Consider the following 21,938-nt stretch of genomic DNA (forward strand, 5'->3'; position numbering starts at 1 on the left):
AGGGAAGGTAGGGGTGTGGCGGGGGGGGAGAGGGGAAAGGTCGCCCCCCCCACCCCCCCCCCCCCCCCCCCCCCCCCCCCCCCCCCCCCCCCCGCTCCGCCGGACGGCCGGAGGACCTCACCGCGCGACGAGTTCGCGCAGCACCTCGGCCCGGGGCCCGCCCCGCACCCGCGAGGTCCGCCACAGCCACCGCACGTCCCGCCCGAACGACCACACCAGCAGACCCAGCGCCAGCAGCACCACCCCGGCGTTCACCGGTTCCGGCAGCAGGCCGGCGCCCGCGAGCAGCAGCAGCACGCCCTGCAACGCGGCCACCGTCTTGCGGGCCGCGCTGGGCGGCAGCGGGGCGGTCAGCCACGGCCACACGCGGGCCGCGGCGACGAACACGTACCGCATGCCGCCGATCAGCAGCACCCAGGGACCCAGGTCCAGCGCGACGTGCACGCTGAGCACCAGGATCAGGAACGCGTCGACCTCCATGTCGAAGCGGGCGCCCAGCGGGGAGCAGGTGCCCGTACGGCGGGCGACCTTGCCGTCGACACCGTCCAGGACCAGGGCCACGGCGGTCAGGCCGACGAGGAGCGAGACGGGCGGTGCGCCGCTGAAGGAGTCGGCGACCAGGGCCGTCACCCCGCCGACCAGGGTGGCCCGGCCGAGGGTCACCCGGTTGGCCGGGCCGAACGAGGCGAGCCGGGAGCGGTGCAGGGCCCGGGAGAGCACCGCCCAGGTCGCGAACGCGAAGGCGAGGCCGGTCAGCCAGCCCGCCGTGCCCATGCCGATCGCGGTACCGAGCAGCGCCAGGAGAAGGACCTGCGCCCCCGCCCCCACCGCCGTCTCCTGCTGTGCGGGCCTCGCGTCGTACGTGTCGTTCAGGGCCACCGAACACCCTCCGGCCGAGTGACAGAGTCGATCAACGCCGCTACCTTGTGCGCGGCCTGTGCATCCCTCGGTACGTGGGCGGCTTCCCGATCGTTCAGGAGGACATCCGATGACCAGCACCGCACGTGCGTTCTGGCTGGACTCGCCCGGCCGGGGCGCCGTCCACGACGTGGAGCTGCCTGTCCGGGGCGCGGACGAGGTCCTCGTGCGCACACTCTTCAGCGGTGTCAGCCGGGGCACGGAGACGCTCGTCTTCGACGGCCGGGTGCCGGAGAACCAGTACGCGGCGATGCGCGCCCCGTTCCAGGACGGCGACTTCCCCGGGCCGGTGAAGTACGGGTACCTCAATGTGGGCGAGGTGGAGGAGGGGCCGCGGGACCTCGTCGGCCGCACCGTCTTCTGCCTGTACCCGCACCAGACCCGGTACGTCGTCCCGGCCGCCGCCGTCACCCCGGTGCCCGCGGCCGTCCCCGCCGGGCGGGCCGTGCTCGCCGGCACCGTGGAGACCGCCGTCAACGCCCTGTGGGACGCGGCGCCCCTGGTCGGCGACCGGATCGCCGTCGTCGGCGGCGGCATGATCGGTTGCTCGGTGGCCGCGCTGCTGGCCCGTTTCCCGGGCGTCCGCGTCCAGTTGGTCGACGCCGACCCGGGCCGGGCCGAGGTCGCCGAGGCGCTCGGTGTCGGCTTCGCCCGTCCCGCCGACGCCCGCGGGGGCCTCGACCTCGTCGTCCACGCCAGCGCGACGGAAGCGGGCCTGAGCCGGTCACTGGAACTGCTGCGGCCCGAGGGCACCGTCCTCGAACTGAGCTGGTACGGCGACCGGCGCGTCGCCCTTCCGCTCGGCGAGGCCTTCCACTCCCGGCGCCTGACCCTGCGCAGCAGCCAGGTCGGCACCGTCTCCCCGGCGCGCGGCGCCACCCGCTCCTACGCCGACCGGCTCGCCCTCGCCCTCGACCTGCTCGCCGACCCGGCGCTGGACGCGCTCGTCACCGGTGAGTCCGCCTTCGCCGAACTGCCCGACGTCATGCCCCGGTTGGCCGCCGGCGACCTACCCGCCCTGTGCCACCGCATCCGGTACGGCGGCGACGACGGCTGAGGCGGGCCGGGCCATCGGCGCCTGACCTTGAGAAAGAGGGACGGGCCGCTGAACAGGGGAGGGCACCGGGCCGTAATGGACGGTACCCGCGCAGCGACCGGCGGGGACCAGACGTGCCACACCTGGAGGGTCGTCCGTTGTTCAGCATCACCGTCCGCGATCACATCATGGTCGCCCACAGCTTCCGCGGCGAGGTCTTCGGGCCGGCGCAGCGCCTGCACGGTGCGACGTTCCTGGTGGACGCCACCTTCCGGCGCGAGCAGCTGGACGACGACAACATCGTCGTCGACATCGGGCTGGCCACCCAGGAGCTGGGCGCCGTCGTCAGCGAGCTCAACTACCGCAACCTCGACAACGAACCGGACTTCGCCGGCGTCAACACCTCGACGGAGTTCCTGGCGAAGGTCATCGCCGACCGGCTCGCCGAACGGGTGCACAAGGGCGCGCTCGGGCAGGGCGCCCAGGGCCTGGCCGGCCTCAGCGTGACGCTGCACGAGTCGCACGTCGCCTGGGCGAGTTACGAGCGTGCGCTGTGACCGACACGTCCACCGAACCGGTGGTCGCCGCGACGACGGGGCGCGCCCGTCTCGGCTACGTGCCGGCGCAGGCCCCGGCCGCCCCGGGAAAGGGCGGGATCATCCCGATGTCCCTGCGCTCCGTGCACTTCGTCGTGCCCGGCGGAGTCGACGACCCGGCCGCACCGAGCGGCGGCAACGCCTACGACCGGCGCATACGGCTCGACCTGCCCGGCTTCGGGTGGCGCGTGCGCGGGCTGCCGGTCGACGGGGCCTGGCCCCGGCCGGACGAGTCCGCCCGTACGGAACTCGCGCGTGTCCTGCGCCGGTTGCCGGACGGTGCCGTGGTGCTGCTCGACGGGCTGGTCGCCTGCGGTGTCCCGGAGATCGTCGTCCCGGAGGCGCGGCGGCTGCGCATGGCCGTCCTGGTCCACCTCCCGCTCGGTGACGAGACGGGCCTCGCCCCCGCCGTCGCCGCGGCACTCGACGCCCGCGAACGGGCGGTGCTGCGCGCCGTCTCCGCGGTCGTCGCCACCAGCGACTGGGCGGTGCGCCGCCTCGTCTCCCATCACGGACTGGACCCGGCCCGGGTCCATGTCGCCGCCCCCGGCGCCGACATCGCGCCCCTGGCACCCGGCACCGACGGCGTCTCCCGGCTGGTGTGCGTCGCCGCCGTCACCCCGCGCAAGGGCCAGCACCGGCTGGTGGAGGCGCTGGCCGCGGTCGCCGACCTGCCGTGGAGCTGCGTGTGCGTCGGCGGGCTCGGACACGACCCGCGGTACGTCGGCCGGCTGCGGGCGCTGATCGCGCGGCACGGTCTGGAGGAGCGGCTGGTACTCGCAGGACCGCGGTCCGGCGCGGAGCTGGACGCCACGTACGCCACCGCCGACCTCATGGTCCTCACCTCGTACGCCGAGACCTACGGCATGGCGGTGACGGAGGCCCTCGCGCGCGGCATCCCCGTACTCGCCACGGACGTGGGCGGCGTCCCGGAGGCGGTGGGGCGCGCGCCCGACGGCGGCGTGCCCGGCATCCTCGTGCCGCCGGAGGACTCCGCCGCACTCGCCGCCGAACTGCGCGGCTGGTTCGGCGAGGCGGACGTACGGCGCCGGCTCAAGGCCGCGGCGCGCGGCCGCCGCGCCGCCCTCGACGGCTGGGCGACCACGGCCAGGAGCCTCGCCGCGGTCCTGCACCGGCTGCCGAGCACCCCCGGGAGGGCGGCATGAGGAGGACCACGTCACCGGCCGCGGGGGCGGTCCCGGCTCGGCCCGGCCCTCCGGAGGCCACCGTGTCCGGGGAGGACCTCGTCCCCGCAGACCCGGCCGGGGGCCCTTCCGGACGGCCCGCGGCCCGGGCCGCCCGAGGCACGGCCGCGCCGTCCGCCGACGGGCGCGCCACCCTGCGCCTCCGGGAAACGGACGGGCCGGGAGGGCCGGGCGAGGAGCCGCCCCACCCTGACGACCCCCCGCGCTTCGCCCCCGAGTGGCTGCGGCTCCGCGAACCCGCCGACGCCGCCGCGCGGGCGCGTGAACTGCTGGACCCGCTCCGCAGCCGCCTCGCCGGCCTGCCGGGCCGGGCGAACGGACTGGTCGTGCACGACCTGGGCTGCGGCACCGGCTCGATGGGGCGGTGGCTCGCCCCGCTGCTCGACGGTGCCCAGCACTGGGTGCTGCACGACCGCGACCCCTACCTCCTGCACTTCGCCGCCGCCGGTGCCCCGCGCTCGGCCGCCGACGGCAGCCGCGTCACGGTCGAGACCCGGCGGGGCGACCTGGCCCGCCTCACCCCGGACGCGCTCGCCGGCGCCGGGCTGGTGACGGCCTCCGCGCTGCTGGACGTGCTCACCGCCGAGGAGGTCGGCGCTCTCGCCGCCGCCTGCGCCGCGGCCGGCTGCCCCGCGCTGCTCACCCTCTCCGTCGCCGGGCGGGTCGAACCGACCCCCGCCCACCCGCTGGACGCCGAGATCACCGAGGCCTTCAACGACCACCAGCGGCGGACCGGCCTGCTCGGGCCGGACGCGGTCACCGTGGCGGCGGAAGCCTTCGCGGCGCACGGTGCCACCGTGCGGACGCACCCCAGCCACTGGCGTCTGGGGCCCGGCGAGTCCGCGCTCACCGCCCAGTGGCTGCGGGGCTGGGTGGGCGCGGCCGTCGAGCAGCGCCCCCGGCTGGGGGAGCGGGCCGGCGGGTACCTGGCGGAGCGTCTGGCCGCCTGCGCCGCCGGGGAGCTGTCCGTCGTCGTGCACCACACCGACCTCCTGGCGCTGTGCCGGCCGACGGGCGGAGCCTCGTGAGCGCATCGGCGGTCCGGGCGGAGACGGACGCCGGCCGCCGTCCCGCGCCCGCCACCCGTCCCCGCACCCGCCCGACCACCCGTCTGCGCACCCACGTGGGCACCCTCGCGGGCGTCGCCCTCCTCGCCGTACTGCTGTGGCGGACCGGGACCGGCGTCCTGTGGGACGGGCTGCGCCGGTTGGACGGGACCGCGCTGTCCGCGGCGCTCGGCATCGGACTGGTCACCACCGTGCTCAGCGCCTGGCGCTGGGCCGTGGTGGCCCGGGGACTGGGCATCCGGCTGTCCCTCGGCCCCGCCGTCGCCGACTACTACCGGGCGTTGTTCCTCAACGCCGCGCTGCCCGGCGGCGTCCTCGGCGACGTGCACCGCGCGGTACGGCACGGGCGGAGCGCCGGCGACCTCGGGCGGGGCGTACGGGCCGTCGTCCTCGAACGGGCCGCCGGACAGCTCGCGTTGATCGGCGTCGGGGCCGCGGTGCTGCTCGTCATGCCGTCCCCGGTCCGCGACGAGGCCCGGCAGCTCGCTCCCTTCCTCGGGCCGGCCCTGCTCGGCGCGCTCGCCGTCGGCCTCGCCCTCCGCATGAACCGGGCACCCACCCGCCGGGGGCGGGCCCTGCGGGCGACGCTCGGCGAGGCGCGTACGGCGCTGCTGTCCCGGCGCGCGCTCCCGGGGATCGCTGTGTCGTCCCTGCTCGTCCTGGCCGGGCACCTCGCGCTGTTCGTGCTCGCCGCCCGGGTGGCCGGCAGCGGTGCCTCCGTCGCCGTCCTCACACCGCTGGCCGTGCTGGCCCTGCTTGCCATGGGCCTGCCCCTGAACGTCGCCGGCTGGGGCCCCCGGGAGGGCGTCACCGCCTGGGCGTTCGGAGCGGCCGGGCTGGGCGCGGGCACCGGGCTGGGTGTGGCCGTGGTGTACGGGGTGCTGAGCTTCGTGGCCGCCCTGCCCGGCATCGCCGTGCTCGTCGTCCGCCGGCACGCGGGGCTGCGCACCGGCCCCGGCCCCGGCAGCGCGGGCGAGGCTCCGGTGAACGCCCCGGAGCGCGCCCGCGTACCGGGCGCGCAGCCGCAGCCGCAGCCGCAGCCGCAGCAGGGCGGGCCCTACCCGCGCTCGCCCACCGGCCCGGGCGCGTCCGCCGCGGTCAGGATCGAGAAGTACGCCCCGAAGGAATCGGCGAGGCTCGCCAGCAGTTCCTTCCCCTTTTCCGCCGAACCGAGTGAAGGACGCCCGATGACACCGGAATCGGTATAGGCGGACATTCCGAGGGAGAGCAGATGACGCCGGTCGTCCGCGACGAAATCGGCGGCCTCGAAACCAGGCCGGACCAATTCGGGATGCGTGTGCAGAAGAATGGAGGTCTCGATTTCCCCCGCGTGCATGTCGGTGAGCAGCGAGGTGGCCACACCCGCCCGCTCCCGCGCCGCCTCCCAGTCCTCCGCGGCCGGGAACAGCGCCATCCGCTCGCCGCGGGCGGACGACTCCTGGACGGCGTTGCCGAGGACGTAGTTCCCGCCGTGCCCGTTGACCACCACCAGGGCGTCGACGCCCGAGCGGCGCAGCGAGTCCGCTATGTCGCGTATCACCGCGTGCAGGGTCACCGAGGAGACGCTGACGGTCCCCGGCCAGTCCGCATGCTCGTGCGAGCAGCCGATCGTCACCGGCGGGAGCGGGTGCACCGGGTACGCGGCGGCGATCTCCCGGGCGATGGCGCAGGCGATCAGCGTGTCGGTGGCCAGCGGCAGGTGCGGCCCGTGCTGTTCGTAGCTCCCGACCGGCAGGACCGCGACCTGCCGGGCCACTGTGCGGCCCCGCCCGCGCACGTCCTCGGTCGTGTCCGCCGGCACCAGTGAAACATCCATTCCCGCACGGCCTTTCGTCTCGGTCGACAAAACTGTTGAGCCATCTGTTGAGGAACGCGAGAATCATGACAGAAAAAATTGGTGTACTCGGCAAGAATGTATCGCAGCGCACGGACGTGGAACGGGTGGTGGTGACTCCGCTGCCCACCGTGTACGGGGAATTCCGGGCGTTCGGGTATCTCGACCACGAGCGCGGGGACGAGCAAGTGGCCCTGGTCCACGGCGATCCGGGGGCGGAGGGCGTGCTCACCCGGCTGCACTCGGAGTGCCTGACCGGCGACGCCTTCGGGTCCCGGCACTGCGAGTGCGGCGACCAACTCGCCTCCGCGCTGGCCGCGGTGGCCGCCGCCGGCAGCGGGGTCGTCGTCTACCTGCGCGGCCACGAGGGGCGCGGCATCGGACTGCTCGCCAAGCTGCGCGCGATGGCGTTGCAGGCGGAGGGCCTGGACACGGTGGAGGCGAACCTCGCCCTGGGGCTGCCGGTGGACGCCCGCGACTACGGGGTGGCCGCCCGCATCCTGGAGGACCTCGGGGTGCGTTCGGTGCGGCTGATGTCCAACAACCCGCGCAAGCGCGAGGCGTTGGTGCGGCACGGCATCCAGGTCGCCGAGCAGGTCCCGCTGCTGATACCGCCCTGCGAGAGCAACATCACCTACCTGCGCACCAAGCGGGAGCGCATGGACCACGTCCTGCCCCACCTGGACGCGGTGGCGCACCTGTCCTGAACGGGGCCGGGCGGAACCGGCCCGGCCCGGGTCAGTCCGTCACGGCCTCGTGGACGAGCCGCTTGAGGTCCCGGAAGACCGTGTGCGAGGACCTGGGCCGCACCTGCGTCATGAACTGCACCGTCAGATCACGCCCCGGGTCGACCCAGAAGGTGGTGGTCGCCACCCCGCTCCAGCCGTACGTGCCCAGCCCGGAGGGCTCCTGGGTGCGGCTCGGGTCGATCACCACCGAGACGCCGAGGCCGAAGCCGACCCCGTCGTTGCCCGGTTCGTCGTGCGCGGGGCGGCTCCCGACGGCGCGCAGGTCGGCGCCGCCGGGCAGGTGGTTGCGGGTCATGAGGTCCACCGTGGCGGGGGCGAGCAGGCGTACGCCGTCGAGTTCGCCCCGGCGCCGCAGCAGTTCCGTGAAGCGGTGCACGTCGTGCGCGGAGGAGACCAGGCCGCCGCTGCCCGACAGGAACCGCGGCCTGCCCCGCACCGGTAGCCCGGGGACCGGGGCGATGCCGCCGCCGTCCGTCTCCCCGTACAGCTCGGCCAGCCGGCCGGCCTGCTCGTCGGTGACGTGGAAGCCGGTGTCCGTCATGCCGAGCGGTCCGAGGACCCGTTCGGCGAGGAACACGTCGAGCGGCTGCCCCGACACCACCTCCACGAGCCGCCCCAGCACGTTGCTGGCCACCGAGTAGTTCCACTGGGTGCCCGGCTCGAACTGCAGCGGCAGACTCGCGTACAGGTCGACGGTCCCGGCCAGGTCCGCGCCCGGCCGCACCGACGACTCCAGACCCGCCGCGCGGTACAGCGCGTCGACCGGGTGGGAGTGGTAGAAGCCGAAGGTCAGCCCGGCGGTGTGGGTCATCAGATGCCGGACCAGGACCGGTCCGGCGGCCGGCCGGGTGACCACCTCGTCCGCGGTCCCCTCCACGTACACGCGGGGCTCGGCGAAGGACGGAAGGTACCGGGCCACCGGGTCGTCGAGCGTCAGCCGGCCCTCCTCCACCAGCATCAGCGCGGCCACGGACGTCACCGGCTTGGTCATGGAGTAGATCCGCCACAGGGTGTCGGCGGTCACGGGCAGCCCGGCCGCGAGGTCACGCCGGCCGTGCACGGTCAGATGGGCCACGCGTCCGCCGCGGGCGAGGGCCACCAGGAACCCGGGCAGCCGCCCCTCGTCGACCTCCCGGGCGAAGTGCCCGTCGAGCCGGTCCAGCGCCCCGGTGTCCAGCCCGGCCGCGCCGGGATCGACCTCCTGCCGCAGCGGTGCCATCCCCATCGCCCTCCTTGGTCGTACGTCGAGGTGCGTGCGGCCTACCCCGCCCGGGCGCCTTCAGACCTCGGACCGGCTGTTTCGCCGGGGCACGGTGCGATCGGCACGCGCCGGGACGCCCCGACGGCACGGGGCACGACCGCGAGGCCTCGCCGCCGTGCCCGGGTGGCCCGTATCCCCCCGGCCGGTGGGCGGTGGGCGGTGGGCGGTGGGCGGTGGGCGGTGGGCGGTGGCCGGAGTGCGGCCGGGTCAGGCCGTCACCGTCTCCGGCCGGGCCGGATCCCGTCGGGCGCGCTCGCCCAGCTCCTCCGTCGGCACCGTGTGCGTCTCGCGGGCCGAGAGCGCGGCGATCACCGGCGGGACGCACAGCGCCGCCGTGAACAGGGCCACCGCGAGCCAGTCGTCACCGTCCGGCCCCGCGATCTGCGCGGCGAAGGTCACCGCGAAGCCGGCCACCGCGAAGCCGATCTGCGTGCCGATCGCCACCCCGGAGAGCCGGACCCGGGTGGAGAACATCTCGCCGTAGAACGCGGGCCACACGCCGTTCGCCGCGCTGTAGACGACGCCGAAGGCGAGGATGCCGGTCAGGAACGTCAGCGGGTAGGACCCGGACGAGATCGCCCACAGGTACAGGAACATCGTGCCCGCGCTGCCGACCGCGCCGACCAGGAACACCGGGCGCCTGCCGATCCGGTCGGACAGCGTCGCCCACAGCGGGATCGCGGCGAGCGCGACGACGTTGGCGAGGGCACCCACCCACAGCATGGCGGTACGGGACATGCCGACCGAGTCGCTGGTGGCGTACGCCAGCGCCCAGACCGTGAAGATGGTGCTGACCGAGGCGATGAGCGCGCCCCCGACCACCCGCAGCACGTCCGCCCAGTGGTCGCGTGCCAGCACCACCAGCGGCATCTTCTCGACCCCCTCCGTGGCGGCCTGCTGGGCGAAGGCCGGCGTCTCGTCGAGCTTGCGGCGGATGACGAAGCCGACGACGGCCACCAGGACGCTCAGCCAGAACGGCACGCGCCAGCCCCAGGACAGCAACTGCTCCTCGGGGAGCGCGGCCACGGGGAGGAACACCAGGGTGGCGAGCAGCTGCCCGCCCTGGGTGCCGCTGAGGGTGAAGCTGGTGAAGAAGCCCCGGCGGCGCGGTGGCGCGTGCTCCAGGGTCATCGAGTTGGCGCTGGCCTGTTCGCCCGCCGCCGATATGCCCTGCAGCACGCGGCAGACCACCAGCAGGACCGGAGCCAGGGTGCCGACCTGGTCGCGGGTGGGCAGACAGCCGATGAGGAACGTCGAGACGCCCATCAGGATCAGCGTGAACACCATGATCTTCTTGCGGCCCAGGCGGTCGCCGACGTGACCGAGGAAGAACGCGCCGACCGGGCGGGCCGCGTAGGCGACCCCGAAGGTGGCCAGCGACAGCAGGGTCGCGGTGGCCGGGTCGGACTCGTCGAAGAAGATCTCGGGGAAGATCAGCGCGGCGGCACTGCCGTAGATGAAGAAGTCGTAGTACTCCAGGGCGCTGCCGATCCAGGCGGCGGTCGCGGCCTTCTTCGGCTGGCCGGGCGGGGCGGCGCCCTGGGACGCGGGGGCGGGGACGGACACGGCGTTGCTCCTTCGGGGGACTCCACGACGGGCGGAGTGAGCGGAGGGGAGAAGTGCCGATCGGCTAATTAACCCACTGGGTAGTTAGTCGCGGTTGGGAAGGGATGTTGCGCGCACGTTTCCCGCCTGTCAAGGGGTGCCGCCGTCCCGCGGTCCCGCCCGGTCAGTGCGCGGCGCGCTCCGCCGTGAGGTAGGCGATCACCATGTCGCCCAGCATGGCCCGGTAGTGCTCGCGCTGCGCCGGGTCCACCAGGTCGCGGCCGAACAGGGCGCCGAAGGTGTGCCGGTTGGCGACCCGGAAGAAGCAGAAGGAGCTGATCATGGCGTGCAGGTCGACGGCGTCCACGTCGGCCGTGAACAGGCCGGAGCGCCGCCCCTCCTCCAGGATGCGGCGGATCACGTCGAGCGCCGGGGAGCCGATGCTGGCGAGCATCTCCGAGGAGGCGATGTGCTCGGCGTCGTGGATGTTCTCGATGCTGACCAGGCGGATGAAGTCGGGATGCCGCTCGTGGTGGTCGAAGGTGACCTCCGCGAGGCGCCGGATGGCCGCCACCGGGTCCAGGTGCTCGACGTCGAGCCGCTGCTCGGCCTCCCGGATCACGCTGTACGCGCGCTCCAGCACGGCCGTGAAGAGCTGTTCCTTGCCGCCGAAGTAGTAGTAGATCATCCGCTTCGTGGTGCGGGTGCGGGCGGCGATCTCGTCCACGCGGGCGCCGTCGTAGCCGGCCCGGGCGAACTCCCGCGTGGCCACGTCGAGGATCTCGGCCTGGGTGCGGGCGGCGTCGCGGGTGCGCGCGCCGGATCGTGCCGGTTCGTCGACGCTGGTCATCGGGATCCTTCGGCTGCGGGGCGACAGGTGCGGGTGGGGTGTGCCGGTGATTGTAGAAGCCTCCCGCTTCCCAGACGCCCCGCCCTCCTGCTATGACTAACGTACTGGTTCGTACATTGCGCTCGGGTGGAGATCCGAGCCGCTCAGGAGGTCCCCGGTGTCCAAGGACTCGTATCTCGTCGGGCTGATCGGCTCCGGCATCGGTCCCTCGCTCAGCCCGGCCCTGCACGAGCGGGAGGCCGACCGGCAGGGCCTGCGCTATCTGTACCGGCTGATCGACATCGACGCCCTCGGTGTCCCGCCGGAGGCGGTGGGCGACCTGCTGCGCGCGGCCCGCGACCTGGGCTTCGACGGTCTGAACATCACCCACCCCTGCAAGCAGCTGGTCATCGAGCACCTGGACGCCCTCGCCCCCCAGGCGGAGGCGCTCGGCGCGGTCAACACCGTCATCTTCGACGACACCGGCCTGGCCACCGGCCACAACACCGACGTCACCGGTTTCGCCGCGTCCTTCGCCCGGGGACTGCCCGACGCGCCGCTGGAGCGGATCGTGCAGCTCGGGGCGGGCGGCGCGGGGGCCGCCGTCGCCCACGCCACGCTCACCCTGGGCGCGGCACGGGTCACCGTCGTCGACGCGGTGCCCGAACGGGCCGCCGCCCTCGCCGCCTCGCTGGACCGGCACTTCGGGGACGGCCGCGCCGCCCACGCCGCGCCGGACGCGCTCCCGGGGCTGCTGACCACCGCCGACGGCATCGTGCACGCCACCCCCACCGGCATGGCCGCCCACCCGGGGCTGCCCCTGCCCGCCGAGCTGCTGCACCCCGCGCTGTGGGTCGCCGAGGTCGTCTACCGCCCGCTGGAGACCGAGCTGCTGCGCACCGCCCGCGCGCTGGGCTGCGCCACCCTCGACGGCGGCGGCATGGCCGTCTTCCAGGCGGCCGACGCGTTCCGGCTGTTCACCGGGCGGGAACCCGACGCGGTGCGGATGCTCGCCGACATCACCGACCTGGCGGGCGCCCTCGGGGCCCCGCAGTAGGCAAACAGGAGAAGAGAGGCAGCCACGTGCGGACGTCCATCGCCACCGTCTCCCTCAGCGGGTCCCTCACCGAGAAGCTCACCGCCGCCTCCCTGGCCGGCTTCGACGGCGTGGAGATCTTCGAGAACGACCTGCTGGCCAGCCCGCTCACCCCCGAGGAGATCCGCGCCCGCTGCGCCGACCTCGGGCTCACCATCGACCTCTACCAGCCCGTGCGGGACATCGAGGCGCTGCCCGAGGAGGAGTTCGCCCGCGCCCTGCGCCGCGCCCGGCACAAGTTCGAGCTGACGCGCAGGCTCGGTGCGGACACCGTCCTGGTCTGCTCCAGCGTGTCCCCGCACGCGCTCGACGACGACGCCCTCGCCGCCGAGCAGCTGAGCCGGCTGGCCGGCCTGGCCGAGGAGCACGGCGTCCGCGTCGCCTACGAGGCGCTCGCCTGGGGCCGGCACATCAGCACCTACGACCACGCCTGGCGTGTCGTCGAGGCGGCCGGGCACCCGGCGCTCGGCACCTGCCTGGACAGCTTCCACATCCTCGCGCGCGGCAGCGACCCGAAGGGCATCGAGGACATTCCCGGGGAGAAGATCTTCTTCCTCCAGCTCGCCGACGCCCCGCTGCTCGCGATGGACGTCCTCCAGTGGAGCCGCCACTACCGCTGCTTCCCGGGCCAGGGCGGCTTCGACGTCGCGGGGCTGGTGCGGCACGTCCTGCGCGCCGGATACGAGGGTTCGCTGTCCCTGGAGGTCTTCAACGACGTCTTCCGGCAGTCCGAGGCCGGCCCCACGGCCGTGGACGCCCGGCGCTCGCTGCTGACGCTCCAGGAGACCGTCGGCCTCGCCGCGCCGCCCGCGTCCCGCCCGCCCACGGGGATCGCCTTCGCCGAGCTGGTCACCCCGGACGCCGCACCGGTCACGGCCGTGCTCGGCGCGCTGGGCTTCGCCCGGACCGCCCGGCACCGCGGGAAACCCGTGGACCTGTGGCAGCGGGGCGAGGCCCGTGTCCTGGTCAACACCGGGCCGGCCGAACGCCGTGACGGCACCCGGCTCGCCGCCGTCGGCCTCCAGTCGCCCGACCCCGCCGGGGCCGCCCGCCGCGCCGAGGCCCTGCTGGCTCCGGTCCTGCCCCGCCGCCGCGCCCCCGGGGACGCCCCGCTGGAGGCGGTCGCCGCGCCCGACGGCACGGAGCTGTTCTTCTGCGCCACCGAGCGCTCCGGACCGCCCGACCGGCAGGCCGCCCGGCAGCCCGACGGCCGGCCCGACTGGCGGTCCGACTTCGAGGACACCGCCGAGAACGCCGAGAACGCCGGGCAGGGCGCGGACTGGCGCGTCGACCACCTCTCCCTCGCCCAGCCCTGGCACCAGTTCGACGAGGCGACCCTGTTCCACCGCGGCGTGCTCGGGCTGCGCCCGCAGGAGAGCGTGGACGTCGCCGACCCCTACGGACTGCTGCGCTCCCGCGCCGTCACCACCGACGACGGCGCCGTCCGCATCGTGCTGACCGTCGGCGCGGCCCCCACCGACGACACGGCGCACGCCCAGCACATCGCCCTGGCCACCGACGACGTGGTCGCCGCCGCCCGCCGCTTCCGCGCCGCCGGAGGGCAGCTGCTGCCGATCCCGGCGAACTACCACGACGATCTCGCTGCCCGCTTCGAGTTCGCCGACGGCGAGCTGGAGACCTACCGGGAACTGGGCATCCTCTACGACCGCGACGCGCACGGCACTTTCCGGCACTGCTACACGCACACCGTCGGACGGGTCTTCTTCGAACTCGTCCAGCGGGACGGCGGCTACCGCGGCTACGGGGCGGCGGGCGCGCCGGTCCGGCTGGCCGCGCAGCACGCGGTGCGCGGCTTCACTGGCGGCTGACGGTGCGGGTCAGACCGGTGATCACCGTCGTGGCCAGGATCCAGCCCGTGATGATCAGGAGGTACGCCAGCGTCTGGTGCCCGCCCTCGGGGGCGAACGCGCTCTCCTGGCCGAAGGAGATCACCGGCAGCAGCAGGTCCAGTGTGTAGAAGACCGGGTCGAAGTCGGGTGCCTCGGCCGGCTTCAGCGGCGCCGGATGGTCCAGCCCGTACGCCACCGAGCCGACCGCGAGCAGCGACAGCAGCCAGCCGCCCGCCCGCAGCGGCCGGAAGCCGTACCCGACGGTCACGTCCTGGAGATGTCCCCACAGGCGGCCGTACCAGGGCAGTGTGCGCCGGCGCCGCCGCTGCTTGGCCAGCTGCACCCGCCGGGCCGCGTCGTCGTCGCCGATCCGGCGGTACGCGGCGGTCAGCTGCTCGTAGGTGAAGGGCAGGTAGCTCTCGCCCAGCTCCAGCATGGGCAGCCGCCGTTCGGCGGGCTCGTGCGGGATGAGCGAGGTGTAGACGAGGTCGTTCAGCTGCACCCAGTCCGGTACCGCCTCCGGCTCCACGAACAGCACGTCCACCTGGGCGCGGCGCAGGTTGAGGGTGCCCTCCACCTTCGGGCACTGGCGCAGCCACAGCTCGCCGATCACGGTACTGCTCGCGCGCAGCGCGGTCCCCCCGGGATGCGACAGGCGCGCCATCGACAGGTCCAGCCGGCCGGGTATCCGAGCGCCCCGGAACTCCAGCCGGCCCCGGACCTCGGCCTGCCGCAGCAGCACGTCGGCCTCGGCGGCGAGCGTCTCGGCGTGCAGGGCGGTGCCGTCGGGCCGGTGGAGGACCGCGTCGGCGAGGTTGACCGTCCCGGCCACCCGAGCGCCGGTCAGCCGCACCTCGCCCCGGGCGCGCAGTCCCGGCGCCCACAGGTCGGCCCCCAGCACCGCCTGGTTCAGCTGGAGCACTGGCCCCTCGGTGTCCGGCGCGTGGACGTCCGCGCTCTCCAGGTACAGGCTGCCGGTGACCTCCGCGCCGCCGAGCCGCACCGTCCCGGAGAACCGGGCGCGGGTCAGGCGCAGCACGCCCTCCACCCGGACCGCGTGGGCGGTCAGACCGGGCATCGCCGACTCGCTCAGGTTCACCTCGCGCAGCCGCGCCGCGTACAGCCGGGGCGTCTCGTCGAAGTGGCAGTGGCGCAGCCGCACGGGGTGCTCGACCGTCGCGTACTGGAGTTCCAGGGCACCGGTGACGCGCGCCCCGGCCAGGCTGAGGGCGGCCACCTCGCCCTCCTGCCGGGGACCGTCCAGGAGCAGCGCCCTCAGCACGCCCGCGCGCACGGTCCGCTCCGGCCCCCAGGAGCCGCCGCCCGCCGGGTCCTCGTCGTCCGCCGTGCGGAAGTCCACGTGGGTGCCGGTGGCGAACGCCCGCCAGACGCGCGCCTCGGCCGGTGTCAGGTCGTTGATCTCCATCAGGGAGGGACTCTGACCCGAACCGGCCGATCACGTCAACGCGCTTTCCGGGCGGCCTACTTCTTGGCGGCCTCCACGGCGTGCCCGCCGAACTGGTTGCGCAGCGCGGCGATCATCTTCATCTGCGGCGAGTCGTCCTGCCGGGACGCGAACCGCGCGAAGAGCGAGGCGGTGATGGCCGGGAGCGGCACCGCGTTGTCGATCGCGGCCTCCACCGTCCAGCGTCCCTCGCCGGAGTCCTCCGCGTAGCCGCGCAGCCCCTCCAGGTGGTGGTCCTCGTCGAGGGCGTTGACGGCCAGGTCCAGCAGCCAGGAGCGGATGACCGTGCCCTCCTGCCAGGAGCGGAAGACCTCGCGGACGTTGTCCACGGAGTCGACCTTCTCCAGCAGCTCCCAGCCCTCGGCGTAGGCCTGCATCATGGCGTACTCGATGCCGTTGTGGACCATCTTGGAGAAGTGGCCCGCGCCGACCTTGCCGGCGTGGACGTACCCGTAGGGGCCGTCGGGCTTGAGCGCGTCGAAGATCGGCTTGAGGTCGTCGACGACCTCCTTCTCACCGCCGACCATCAGGGCGTAGCCGTTCTTCAGGCCCCACACACCGCCCGAGACGCCGGCGTCGACGAAGTTGATGCCGCGCTTGGCCAGCTCCTCGGCGTGCTTCTCGTCGTCCGTCCAGCGGGAGTTGCCGCCGTCGATGACGGTGTCGCCGTGCCGGAGCAGGTTCGCCAGCTGGTCGATGACGCCCTGGGTGGCGGCGCCGGCCGGCACCATCACCCAGACCGCGCGCGGCCGCTCCAACTGCTCGACCAGGTCGACCAGGCTGGTGACGTCGGCCTTCTCCGGATTGGTGTCGTACCCGACGACGGTGTGGCCGGCGTTGCGCAGGCGCTCGCGCATGTTGCCGCCCATCTTGCCGAGACCAACAAGACCGATCTGCATGTCAGTGCCCTTCCTTCAGTTCACGGTAGGCGGCCACCAGCGCGGCCGTGGAGGGGTCGAGGCCGGGCACGTCCGCGCCCTCGGTGAGGGCCGGCTCGACGCGCTTGGCCAGCACCTTGCCCAGTTCGACGCCCCACTGGTCGAAGGAGTCGATGTTCCAGACGGCGCCCTGCACGAACACCTTGTGCTCGTACAGCGCGATCAGCTGGCCGAGGACGGACGGGGTCAGCTCGGCGGCCAGGATCGTGGTCGTGGGGTGGTTGCCCCGGAAGGTGCGGTGCGGCACCTGCTCCTCGGACACCCCCTCGGCGCGGACCTCCTCGGCGGTCTTGCCGAAGGCCAGCGCCTGCCCCTGGGCGAACAGGTTGGCCATCAGCAGGTCGTGCTGGGCCTTCAGCTCGTCGCTCAGCTCGGCCACGGGCCGGGCGAAGCCGATCAGGTCGGCCGGGATGAGCTTGGTGCCCTGGTGGATCAGCTGGTAGTAGGCGTGCTGGCCGTTGGTGCCGGGCGTGCCCCACACCACCGGGCCGGTCTGCCACTCGACGGGGCGTCCCTCGCGGTCCACCGACTTGCCGTTGGACTCCATGTCCAGCTGCTGGAGGTAGGCGGTGAACTTCGACAGGTAGTGGCTGTACGGCAGCACCGCGTGCGACTGGGCGTCCATGAAGTTGCCGTACCAGACGCCCAGCAGACCCAGGATCAGCGGCGCGTTGTCCGGTGCCTCGGCGTTGCGGAAGTGCTCGTCGACGATGCGGAAGCCGTCGAGCATCTCCCGGAAGCGGTCCGGACCGATGGCGATCATGAGGGAGAGCCCGATCGCCGAGTCGTACGAGTAGCGGCCGCCGACCCAGTCCCAGAACTCGAACATGTTGGCCGTGTCGATGCCGAAGTCGGCGACCTTCTCCTCGTTGGTCGACAGGGCCACGAAGTGCCGGGCGACCGCCTTGTCGTCGCCGTCCAGCCCCGCCAGCAGCCAGGAGCGCGCCGAGGTCGCGTTCGTGATCGTCTCGATCGTGGTGAAGGTCTTGGACGCCACGATGAACAGCGTCTCGGCCGGGTCCAGGTCCCGGACCGCCTCGTGCAGGTCGGCGCCGTCCACGTTGGACACGAACCGGAAGGTGAGCGAGCGGTCGGTGAAGGCCCGCAGCGCCTCGTACGCCATCGCCGGGCCGAGGTCCGAGCCGCCGATGCCGATGTTGACGACGTTGCGGATGCGCTTGCCGGTGTGGCCGGTCCACTCGCCGGAGCGGACCCGGTCCGCGAAGGCGGCCATCCTGTCCAGCACGGCGTGCACCTTCGGCACGACGTTCTCGCCGTCGACCTCGATCACCGCGTCCCGGGGCGCCCGCAGCGCGGTGTGCAGCACCGCCCGGTCCTCGGTGATGTTGATCCGCTCACCGCGGAACATGGCGTCCCGCAGCTCGGCCACGCCCGTCGCCTCGGCGAGTTCCCGCAGCAGGGCCAGCGTGTCGTCGGTGACCAGGTTCTTGGAGTAGTCGATGCGCAGGTCGCCGACGCGCACGACGTACCGCTCGGCGCGTCCGGGGTCGTCGGCGAACAGCTCGCGCAGGTCCGGCCGCGGCAGCGCGTCCTTGCGGTGGTCCGCCAGCGCGGTCCACTCGGGGCGCCGGTCGAGCTTCGGGGTGTCAGACATGGACAGGGGTCTCCTTGCCGGCCGCGCCGCGCAGGGCGATGGCGTACATCTCGTCGGCGTCGAGGCGCCTGAGCTCCTCGGCGATGAGTTCGGAGGTGGAGCGGACCTTCAGCGCGAGGGACCGCGGGGGCTGGTCGGGCAGGGTCATCGTGGCGAGCGGGCCCTCCGGCCGGTCGATGAGGATCTCGCCGTTCGCGGTGCCCAGGCGGACGGCCGTGACGACCGGACCGTCGGTGACCACCCGGTCGACCCGTACGTCCAGCCGGGCCTCCAGCCAGCGGGCCAGCAGCTCGGCCGCCGGGTTGTCGGCCTCGGCCTCCACGGTCGCCGAGGTCACCGGTACCCGGGCCTGGTCGAGCGCGGCGGCCAGCATGGAGCGCCACAGCGTCAGCCGGGTCCAGGCGAGGTCGGTGTCACCGGGCGCGTAGGTGCGGACCCGGCGCTCCAGGACCTCCATCGGCCGCTCGACCGCGTAGAGGTCGGTGATCCGGCGCTGGGCCAGCGCCCCCAGCGGGTCCTTCGCGGGGTCGTCCGGTGCCTCCACCGGCCACCACACGACGACCGGGGCGTCCGGCAGCAGCAGCGGCAGCACGACCGAGTCGGCGTGCTCGGACACCTCGCCGTACATGCGCAGCACCACCGTCTCGCCGGTGCCGGCCTCGGAGCCCACCCGGACCTCGGCGTCCAGGTGCGAGCGGGTGCGGTCGCGCAGGTTGCGGGCGTGCCGCTTGATGACGACCAGGGTGCGCGAGGGGTGCTCGTGCGAGGCCTCCTCGGCCGCCTTGATGGCGTCGTAGGCGTTCTCCTCGTCCGTGACGATCACCATCGTCAGGACCATGCCCACGGCCGGCGTGCCGATGGCCCGGCGGCCCTGCACCAGCGCCTTGTTGATCTTGCTTGCCGTGGTGTCGGTCAGGTCGATCCTCATGGCCTGCGCCAGCTCCGTCCGTCTCGTGCGAGCATCTCGTCGGCTTCCCGCGGTCCCCAGCCGCCGGAGGCGTACTGTGCGGGCCGCTCGTGCGTGGCCCAGTACTCCTCGATCGGGTCCAGGATGCGCCAGGACTCCTCCACCTCCTGGTGGCGGGGGAAGAGGTTGGCGTCGCCCAGGAGGACGTCCAGGATCAGCCGTTCGTACGCCTCCGGGCTGGACTCCGTGAACGACTCGCCGTACGCGAAGTCCATCGACACGTCCCGGATCTCCATCGAGGTGCCGGGCACCTTGGAGCCGAACCGCACCGTCATGCCCTCGTCCGGCTGGACGCGGATGACGATGGCGTTCTCGCCCAGCTCCTCCGTGGCGGTGGAGTCGAAGGGGGAGTGCGGGGCCCGCTGGAAGACCACCGCGATCTCGGTGACCCGGCGGCCCAGCCGCTTGCCGGTGCGCAGGTAGAAGGGGACGCCCGCCCAGCGGCGGTTGTCGATGCCCAGCTTGATCGCGGCGTAGGTGTCGGTCGTGGAGGCCGGGTCGATGCCCTCCTCCTCCAGGTAGCCGGGCACCTGCGCGCCGCCCTGCCAGCCGCCCGCGTACTGCCCGCGCACGGTGTGCTCGCCGAGGTCGTCCGGCAGCCGCACGGCCTTCAGCACCTTCAGCTTCTCGGTGAGCAGCGAGGGGGCGTCGAAGGAGGCGGGCTCCTCCATGGCGGTGAGGGCCATCAGCTGGAGCAGGTGGTTCTGGATGACGTCGCGGGCGGCGCCGATGCCGTCGTAGTAGCCGGCCCGGCCGCCGATGCCGATGTCCTCGGCCATGGTGATCTGCACGTGGTCCACGTAGGACCGGTTCCAGATCGGCTCGTACATCTGGTTGGCGAAGCGCAGCGCCAGGATGTTCTGGACGGTCTCCTTGCCCAGGTAGTGGTCGATCCGGAACACCTGCTCCGGGTCGAACACCTCGTGCACCAGGGCGTTCAGGTCGCGGGCGCTGTCCAGGTCGTGCCCGAAGGGCTTCTCGATGACCGCGCGGCGCCAGGAACCCTCGGGGGCGTCGGTCAGCCCGTGCTTCTTGAGCTGCTGGACGACCTTGGGGAAGAACTTCGGCGGCACCGAGAGGTAGAAGGCGTAGTTGCCGCTGGTCCCGCGGGAGGCGTCCAGCTCCTCCACGGCATCGCGCAGCTGTTCGAACGCGTCGTCGTCGTCGAAGTCGCCCGGGATGAAGCGCATGCCCTCGGCCAGCTGCTGCCAGACCTCCTCGCGGAACGGCGTGCGCGCGTGCTCCTTGACGGCGTCGTGCACGACCTGCGCGAAGTCCTGGTCCTCCCAGTCCCGACGCGCGAAGCCGACCAGGGAGAAGCCCGGCGGCAGCAGGCCGCGGTTGGCCAGGTCGTACACGGCCGGCATCAGCTTGCGCCGCGACAGGTCGCCGGTGACGCCGAAGATGACCAGCCCGGACGGGCCGGCGATACGGGGGAGGCGGCGGTCCTGGGGATCGCGCAGCGGGTTGCTCCAGTCGAGCGGTGCGGCGGGCGCCGTGCTCCGCCCGGCCGCGCTCTCCTTCTTCGCGTCCCTGGCGGCGCGGGCCGTCCCGGCCTTCTTGGCGGCCCGGGCGGGCCTGCCCTTCCTGGCCGCCTTCGGTGCCCCGGCGGCCGCGGCCCGTTCGGCCTCCTCGGCGTGCAGCGGCCCCGCGGCCTCCTGCGCGGCCTCGGCCTCCTTGGCCTCCTTCGTCGCCTTGGTCTCGTGGACCGTCGTAGCGGGAAGGTCCTCGCTCATTCCCCGTCAACTCCCTTGCTGTCGAGGGACTTCGTCACGGCGTCGAGCAGGTCCTGCCAGGCCGCCTCGAACTTGGCCACGCCTTCCTGCTCCAGCTGCTGCACCACCTCGTCGTACGCGATGCCGAGCCGCTCCACGGCCTCCAGGTCCGCCCGGGCCTGGGCGTAACCACCGGTGACCGTGTCGCCCCGGACGTCGCCGTGATCCGCGGCGGCGGCCAGGGTGGCCTCCGGCATCGTGTTCACGGTGCCGGGAGCGACCAGCTCCTCCACGTACAGGGTGTCCCGGAATGCCGGGTCCTTCACCCCGGTCGACGCCCACAGGGGGCGCTGGGGGTGGGCGCCGGCGCCGGCGAGGGCGGCGAAGCGGTCGCCGGCGACGACACCCTCGTACGCCTCGTAGGCCAGCCGTGCGTTGGCCAGGGCCGCCCTGCCGCGCAGGGCGAGGGCCTCGTCCGTGCCCAGCAGGGACAGCCGCTTGTCGATCTCGCTGTCGACGCGGGAGACGAAGAAGGAGGCGACGGAGTGGATGTCCGCCAGGTCGAGCCCGGCCGCCCGCGCCTTCTCCAGGCCGGCGAGGTAGGCGTCCATGACCTCGCGGTAGCGCTCCAGGGAGAAGATCAGCGTGACGTTGACGCTGATGCCGGCGCCGATGACCTCGGTGATCGCCGGGAGACCGGCCTTCGTCGCCGGGATCTTGATCATCACGTTGGGGCGGTCCACCAGCCACGCCAGCTGGCGGGCCTCGGCGATCGTGGCCCGCGTGTCGTGGGCGAGCCGCGGGTCGACCTCGATGGAGACCCGGCCGTCCCGGCCGCCGGTGGCGTCGTACACCTCGCGCAGCACGTCGGCGGCGGCGCGGACGTCGGCGGTGGTCATCATGCGGACCGCCTCGTCGACGGTCACGCCCCGGGTCGCGAGGTCGGCGAGCTGCTCCTCGTAGCCCTCCCCGGAGCCGATCGCGGCCTGGAAGATCGAGGGGTTGGTGGTGACGCCGACGACGTTCCTCGTCGCGATCAGCTCGGCGAGGTTGCCGGACTCGATCCGCCGCCGCGACAGGTCGTCCAGCCATACGGAGACGCCCGCCTCGGACAGGCGTCGCAGTGCTCCCGCGGTCGCGGTTGCTTCGGTCACAGTGATCATCTTCTCTTTCTGCGGTTCCTCGTGGTTTCTTCCCGCTGCCGGACCGGCCCGACCGGTGCGGTCGGACGCGGTCCGGTGCGATCCGACCG

18 protein-coding genes and 1 pseudogene are annotated in these 21,938 nt (G+C 73.6%); 8 read left to right on the forward strand and 11 right to left on the reverse strand.

The genetic code is table 11. The features are described 5' to 3' along the window. Window positions 1–117: 117 nt before the first annotated feature. Window positions 118–879 (reverse strand): CDP-alcohol phosphatidyltransferase family protein, encoded by a 762-nt coding sequence (locus tag AC07FV_RS11545; protein WP_479086481.1) that lies wholly within the window; start codon window positions 877–879, stop codon window positions 118–120. A 109-nt stretch (window positions 880–988) separates the two neighbouring features. Here AC07FV_RS11545 and AC07FV_RS11550 point away from each other — a divergent pair, with 109 nt between their 5' ends. The 5 genes from AC07FV_RS11550 to AC07FV_RS11570 all read left to right on the forward strand — a co-directional run bounded on the left by AC07FV_RS11550 (window position 989) and on the right by AC07FV_RS11570 (window position 6,030). Beyond that, window positions 989–1,975, forward strand: coding sequence for a zinc-dependent alcohol dehydrogenase (locus AC07FV_RS11550; protein ID WP_479086483.1), 987 nt, complete (start codon window positions 989–991; stop codon window positions 1,973–1,975). 137 nt (window positions 1,976–2,112) lie between these two features. Further along, the gene (locus AC07FV_RS11555; protein ID WP_479086485.1) at window positions 2,113–2,511 is read left to right on the forward strand and encodes a 6-pyruvoyl trahydropterin synthase family protein; all 399 of its coding nucleotides are present in this window, start codon (window positions 2,113–2,115) and stop codon (window positions 2,509–2,511) included. Further along, the gene (locus AC07FV_RS11560) at window positions 2,508–3,716 is read left to right on the forward strand and encodes a glycosyltransferase family 4 protein (protein WP_479086487.1); all 1,209 of its coding nucleotides are present in this window, start codon (window positions 2,508–2,510) and stop codon (window positions 3,714–3,716) included. The genes AC07FV_RS11555 and AC07FV_RS11560 overlap by 4 nt, the downstream gene beginning before the upstream one ends. After that, complete coding sequence (locus AC07FV_RS11565; protein ID WP_479086489.1) at window positions 3,713–4,783, forward strand: trans-aconitate methyltransferase; 1,071 nt, start codon at window positions 3,713–3,715, stop codon at window positions 4,781–4,783. The genes AC07FV_RS11560 and AC07FV_RS11565 overlap by 4 nt, the downstream gene beginning before the upstream one ends. Further along, window positions 4,780–6,030: a lysylphosphatidylglycerol synthase transmembrane domain-containing protein gene (locus AC07FV_RS11570; RefSeq protein ID WP_479086491.1), complete on the forward strand. Its 1,251-nt coding sequence runs from the start codon at window positions 4,780–4,782 to the stop codon at window positions 6,028–6,030. Before AC07FV_RS11565 ends, AC07FV_RS11570 begins: the two co-directional genes overlap by 4 nt. On the opposite strand, the pseudogene AC07FV_RS11575 reads toward AC07FV_RS11570, so the two are convergent. Beyond that, a pseudogene (locus AC07FV_RS11575) lies at window positions 6,003–6,638 on the reverse strand (creatininase family protein); the annotation flags it as partial. The gene AC07FV_RS11570 and the pseudogene AC07FV_RS11575 overlap by 28 nt on opposite strands. Before the next feature lie 65 nt (window positions 6,639–6,703). On the opposite strand from AC07FV_RS11575, the gene ribA reads away from it, so the two are divergent. Next, on the forward strand, window positions 6,704–7,363 hold the full coding sequence (gene ribA, locus AC07FV_RS11580) for a GTP cyclohydrolase II (protein ID WP_479086493.1): 660 nt from the start codon (window positions 6,704–6,706) through the stop codon (window positions 7,361–7,363). A gap of 31 nt (window positions 7,364–7,394) precedes the next feature. On the opposite strand, the gene AC07FV_RS11585 is transcribed toward ribA, so the two are convergent. From AC07FV_RS11585 to AC07FV_RS11595, 3 genes are all read right to left on the reverse strand, one after another. Then, a complete protein-coding gene (locus AC07FV_RS11585; RefSeq protein ID WP_479086495.1) occupies window positions 7,395–8,624 on the reverse strand; it encodes a serine hydrolase domain-containing protein in 1,230 nt (409 codons plus the stop codon). A 249-nt stretch (window positions 8,625–8,873) separates the two neighbouring features. After that, complete coding sequence (locus tag AC07FV_RS11590) at window positions 8,874–10,232, reverse strand: MFS transporter (RefSeq protein WP_479086497.1); 1,359 nt, start codon at window positions 10,230–10,232, stop codon at window positions 8,874–8,876. Window positions 10,233–10,395: 163 nt separating this feature from the next. Then, the gene (locus AC07FV_RS11595) at window positions 10,396–11,061 is read right to left on the reverse strand and encodes a TetR/AcrR family transcriptional regulator (protein ID WP_391972445.1); all 666 of its coding nucleotides are present in this window, start codon (window positions 11,059–11,061) and stop codon (window positions 10,396–10,398) included. Between the two features lie 157 nt (window positions 11,062–11,218). On the opposite strand from AC07FV_RS11595, the gene AC07FV_RS11600 reads away from it, so the two are divergent. Together AC07FV_RS11600 and AC07FV_RS11605 are read left to right on the forward strand one after the other, a co-directional pair. Continuing rightward, complete coding sequence (locus AC07FV_RS11600) at window positions 11,219–12,097, forward strand: shikimate dehydrogenase (protein WP_479086499.1); 879 nt, start codon at window positions 11,219–11,221, stop codon at window positions 12,095–12,097. A 26-nt stretch (window positions 12,098–12,123) separates the two neighbouring features. After that, complete coding sequence (locus AC07FV_RS11605) at window positions 12,124–13,965, forward strand: TIM barrel protein (RefSeq protein WP_479086501.1); 1,842 nt, start codon at window positions 12,124–12,126, stop codon at window positions 13,963–13,965. Here the strand turns inward: AC07FV_RS11605 and AC07FV_RS11610 are convergent. Genes AC07FV_RS11610 through tal form a run of 6 tightly spaced genes read right to left on the reverse strand, consistent with a single transcriptional unit; the run spans window position 13,952 to window position 21,849 of the window. Continuing rightward, window positions 13,952–15,412 (reverse strand): membrane-associated oxidoreductase, encoded by a 1,461-nt coding sequence (locus AC07FV_RS11610; RefSeq protein ID WP_479086503.1) that lies wholly within the window; start codon window positions 15,410–15,412, stop codon window positions 13,952–13,954. The genes AC07FV_RS11605 and AC07FV_RS11610 overlap by 14 nt on opposite strands. 56 nt (window positions 15,413–15,468) lie before the next feature. Continuing rightward, window positions 15,469–16,350, reverse strand: coding sequence for a phosphogluconate dehydrogenase (NAD(+)-dependent, decarboxylating) (gnd, locus tag AC07FV_RS11615; RefSeq protein WP_479086505.1), 882 nt, complete (start codon window positions 16,348–16,350; stop codon window positions 15,469–15,471). A gap of 1 nt (window position 16,351) precedes the next feature. Further along, the gene (gene pgi / locus AC07FV_RS11620) at window positions 16,352–18,004 is read right to left on the reverse strand and encodes a glucose-6-phosphate isomerase (protein ID WP_479086507.1); all 1,653 of its coding nucleotides are present in this window, start codon (window positions 18,002–18,004) and stop codon (window positions 16,352–16,354) included. After that, a complete protein-coding gene (gene opcA / locus AC07FV_RS11625) occupies window positions 17,997–18,932 on the reverse strand; it encodes a glucose-6-phosphate dehydrogenase assembly protein OpcA (protein ID WP_356610911.1) in 936 nt (311 codons plus the stop codon). Before opcA ends, pgi begins: the two co-directional genes overlap by 8 nt. Then, window positions 18,929–20,707, reverse strand: coding sequence for a glucose-6-phosphate dehydrogenase (gene zwf / locus AC07FV_RS11630; RefSeq protein WP_479086509.1), 1,779 nt, complete (start codon window positions 20,705–20,707; stop codon window positions 18,929–18,931). Before zwf ends, opcA begins: the two co-directional genes overlap by 4 nt. Further along, complete coding sequence (gene tal, locus AC07FV_RS11635) at window positions 20,704–21,849, reverse strand: transaldolase (protein ID WP_479086511.1); 1,146 nt, start codon at window positions 21,847–21,849, stop codon at window positions 20,704–20,706. Before tal ends, zwf begins: the two co-directional genes overlap by 4 nt. Between the last annotated feature and the right edge of the window lie 89 nt (window positions 21,850–21,938).

This window comes from Streptomyces sp. NPDC045956 (genome assembly GCF_056430705.1).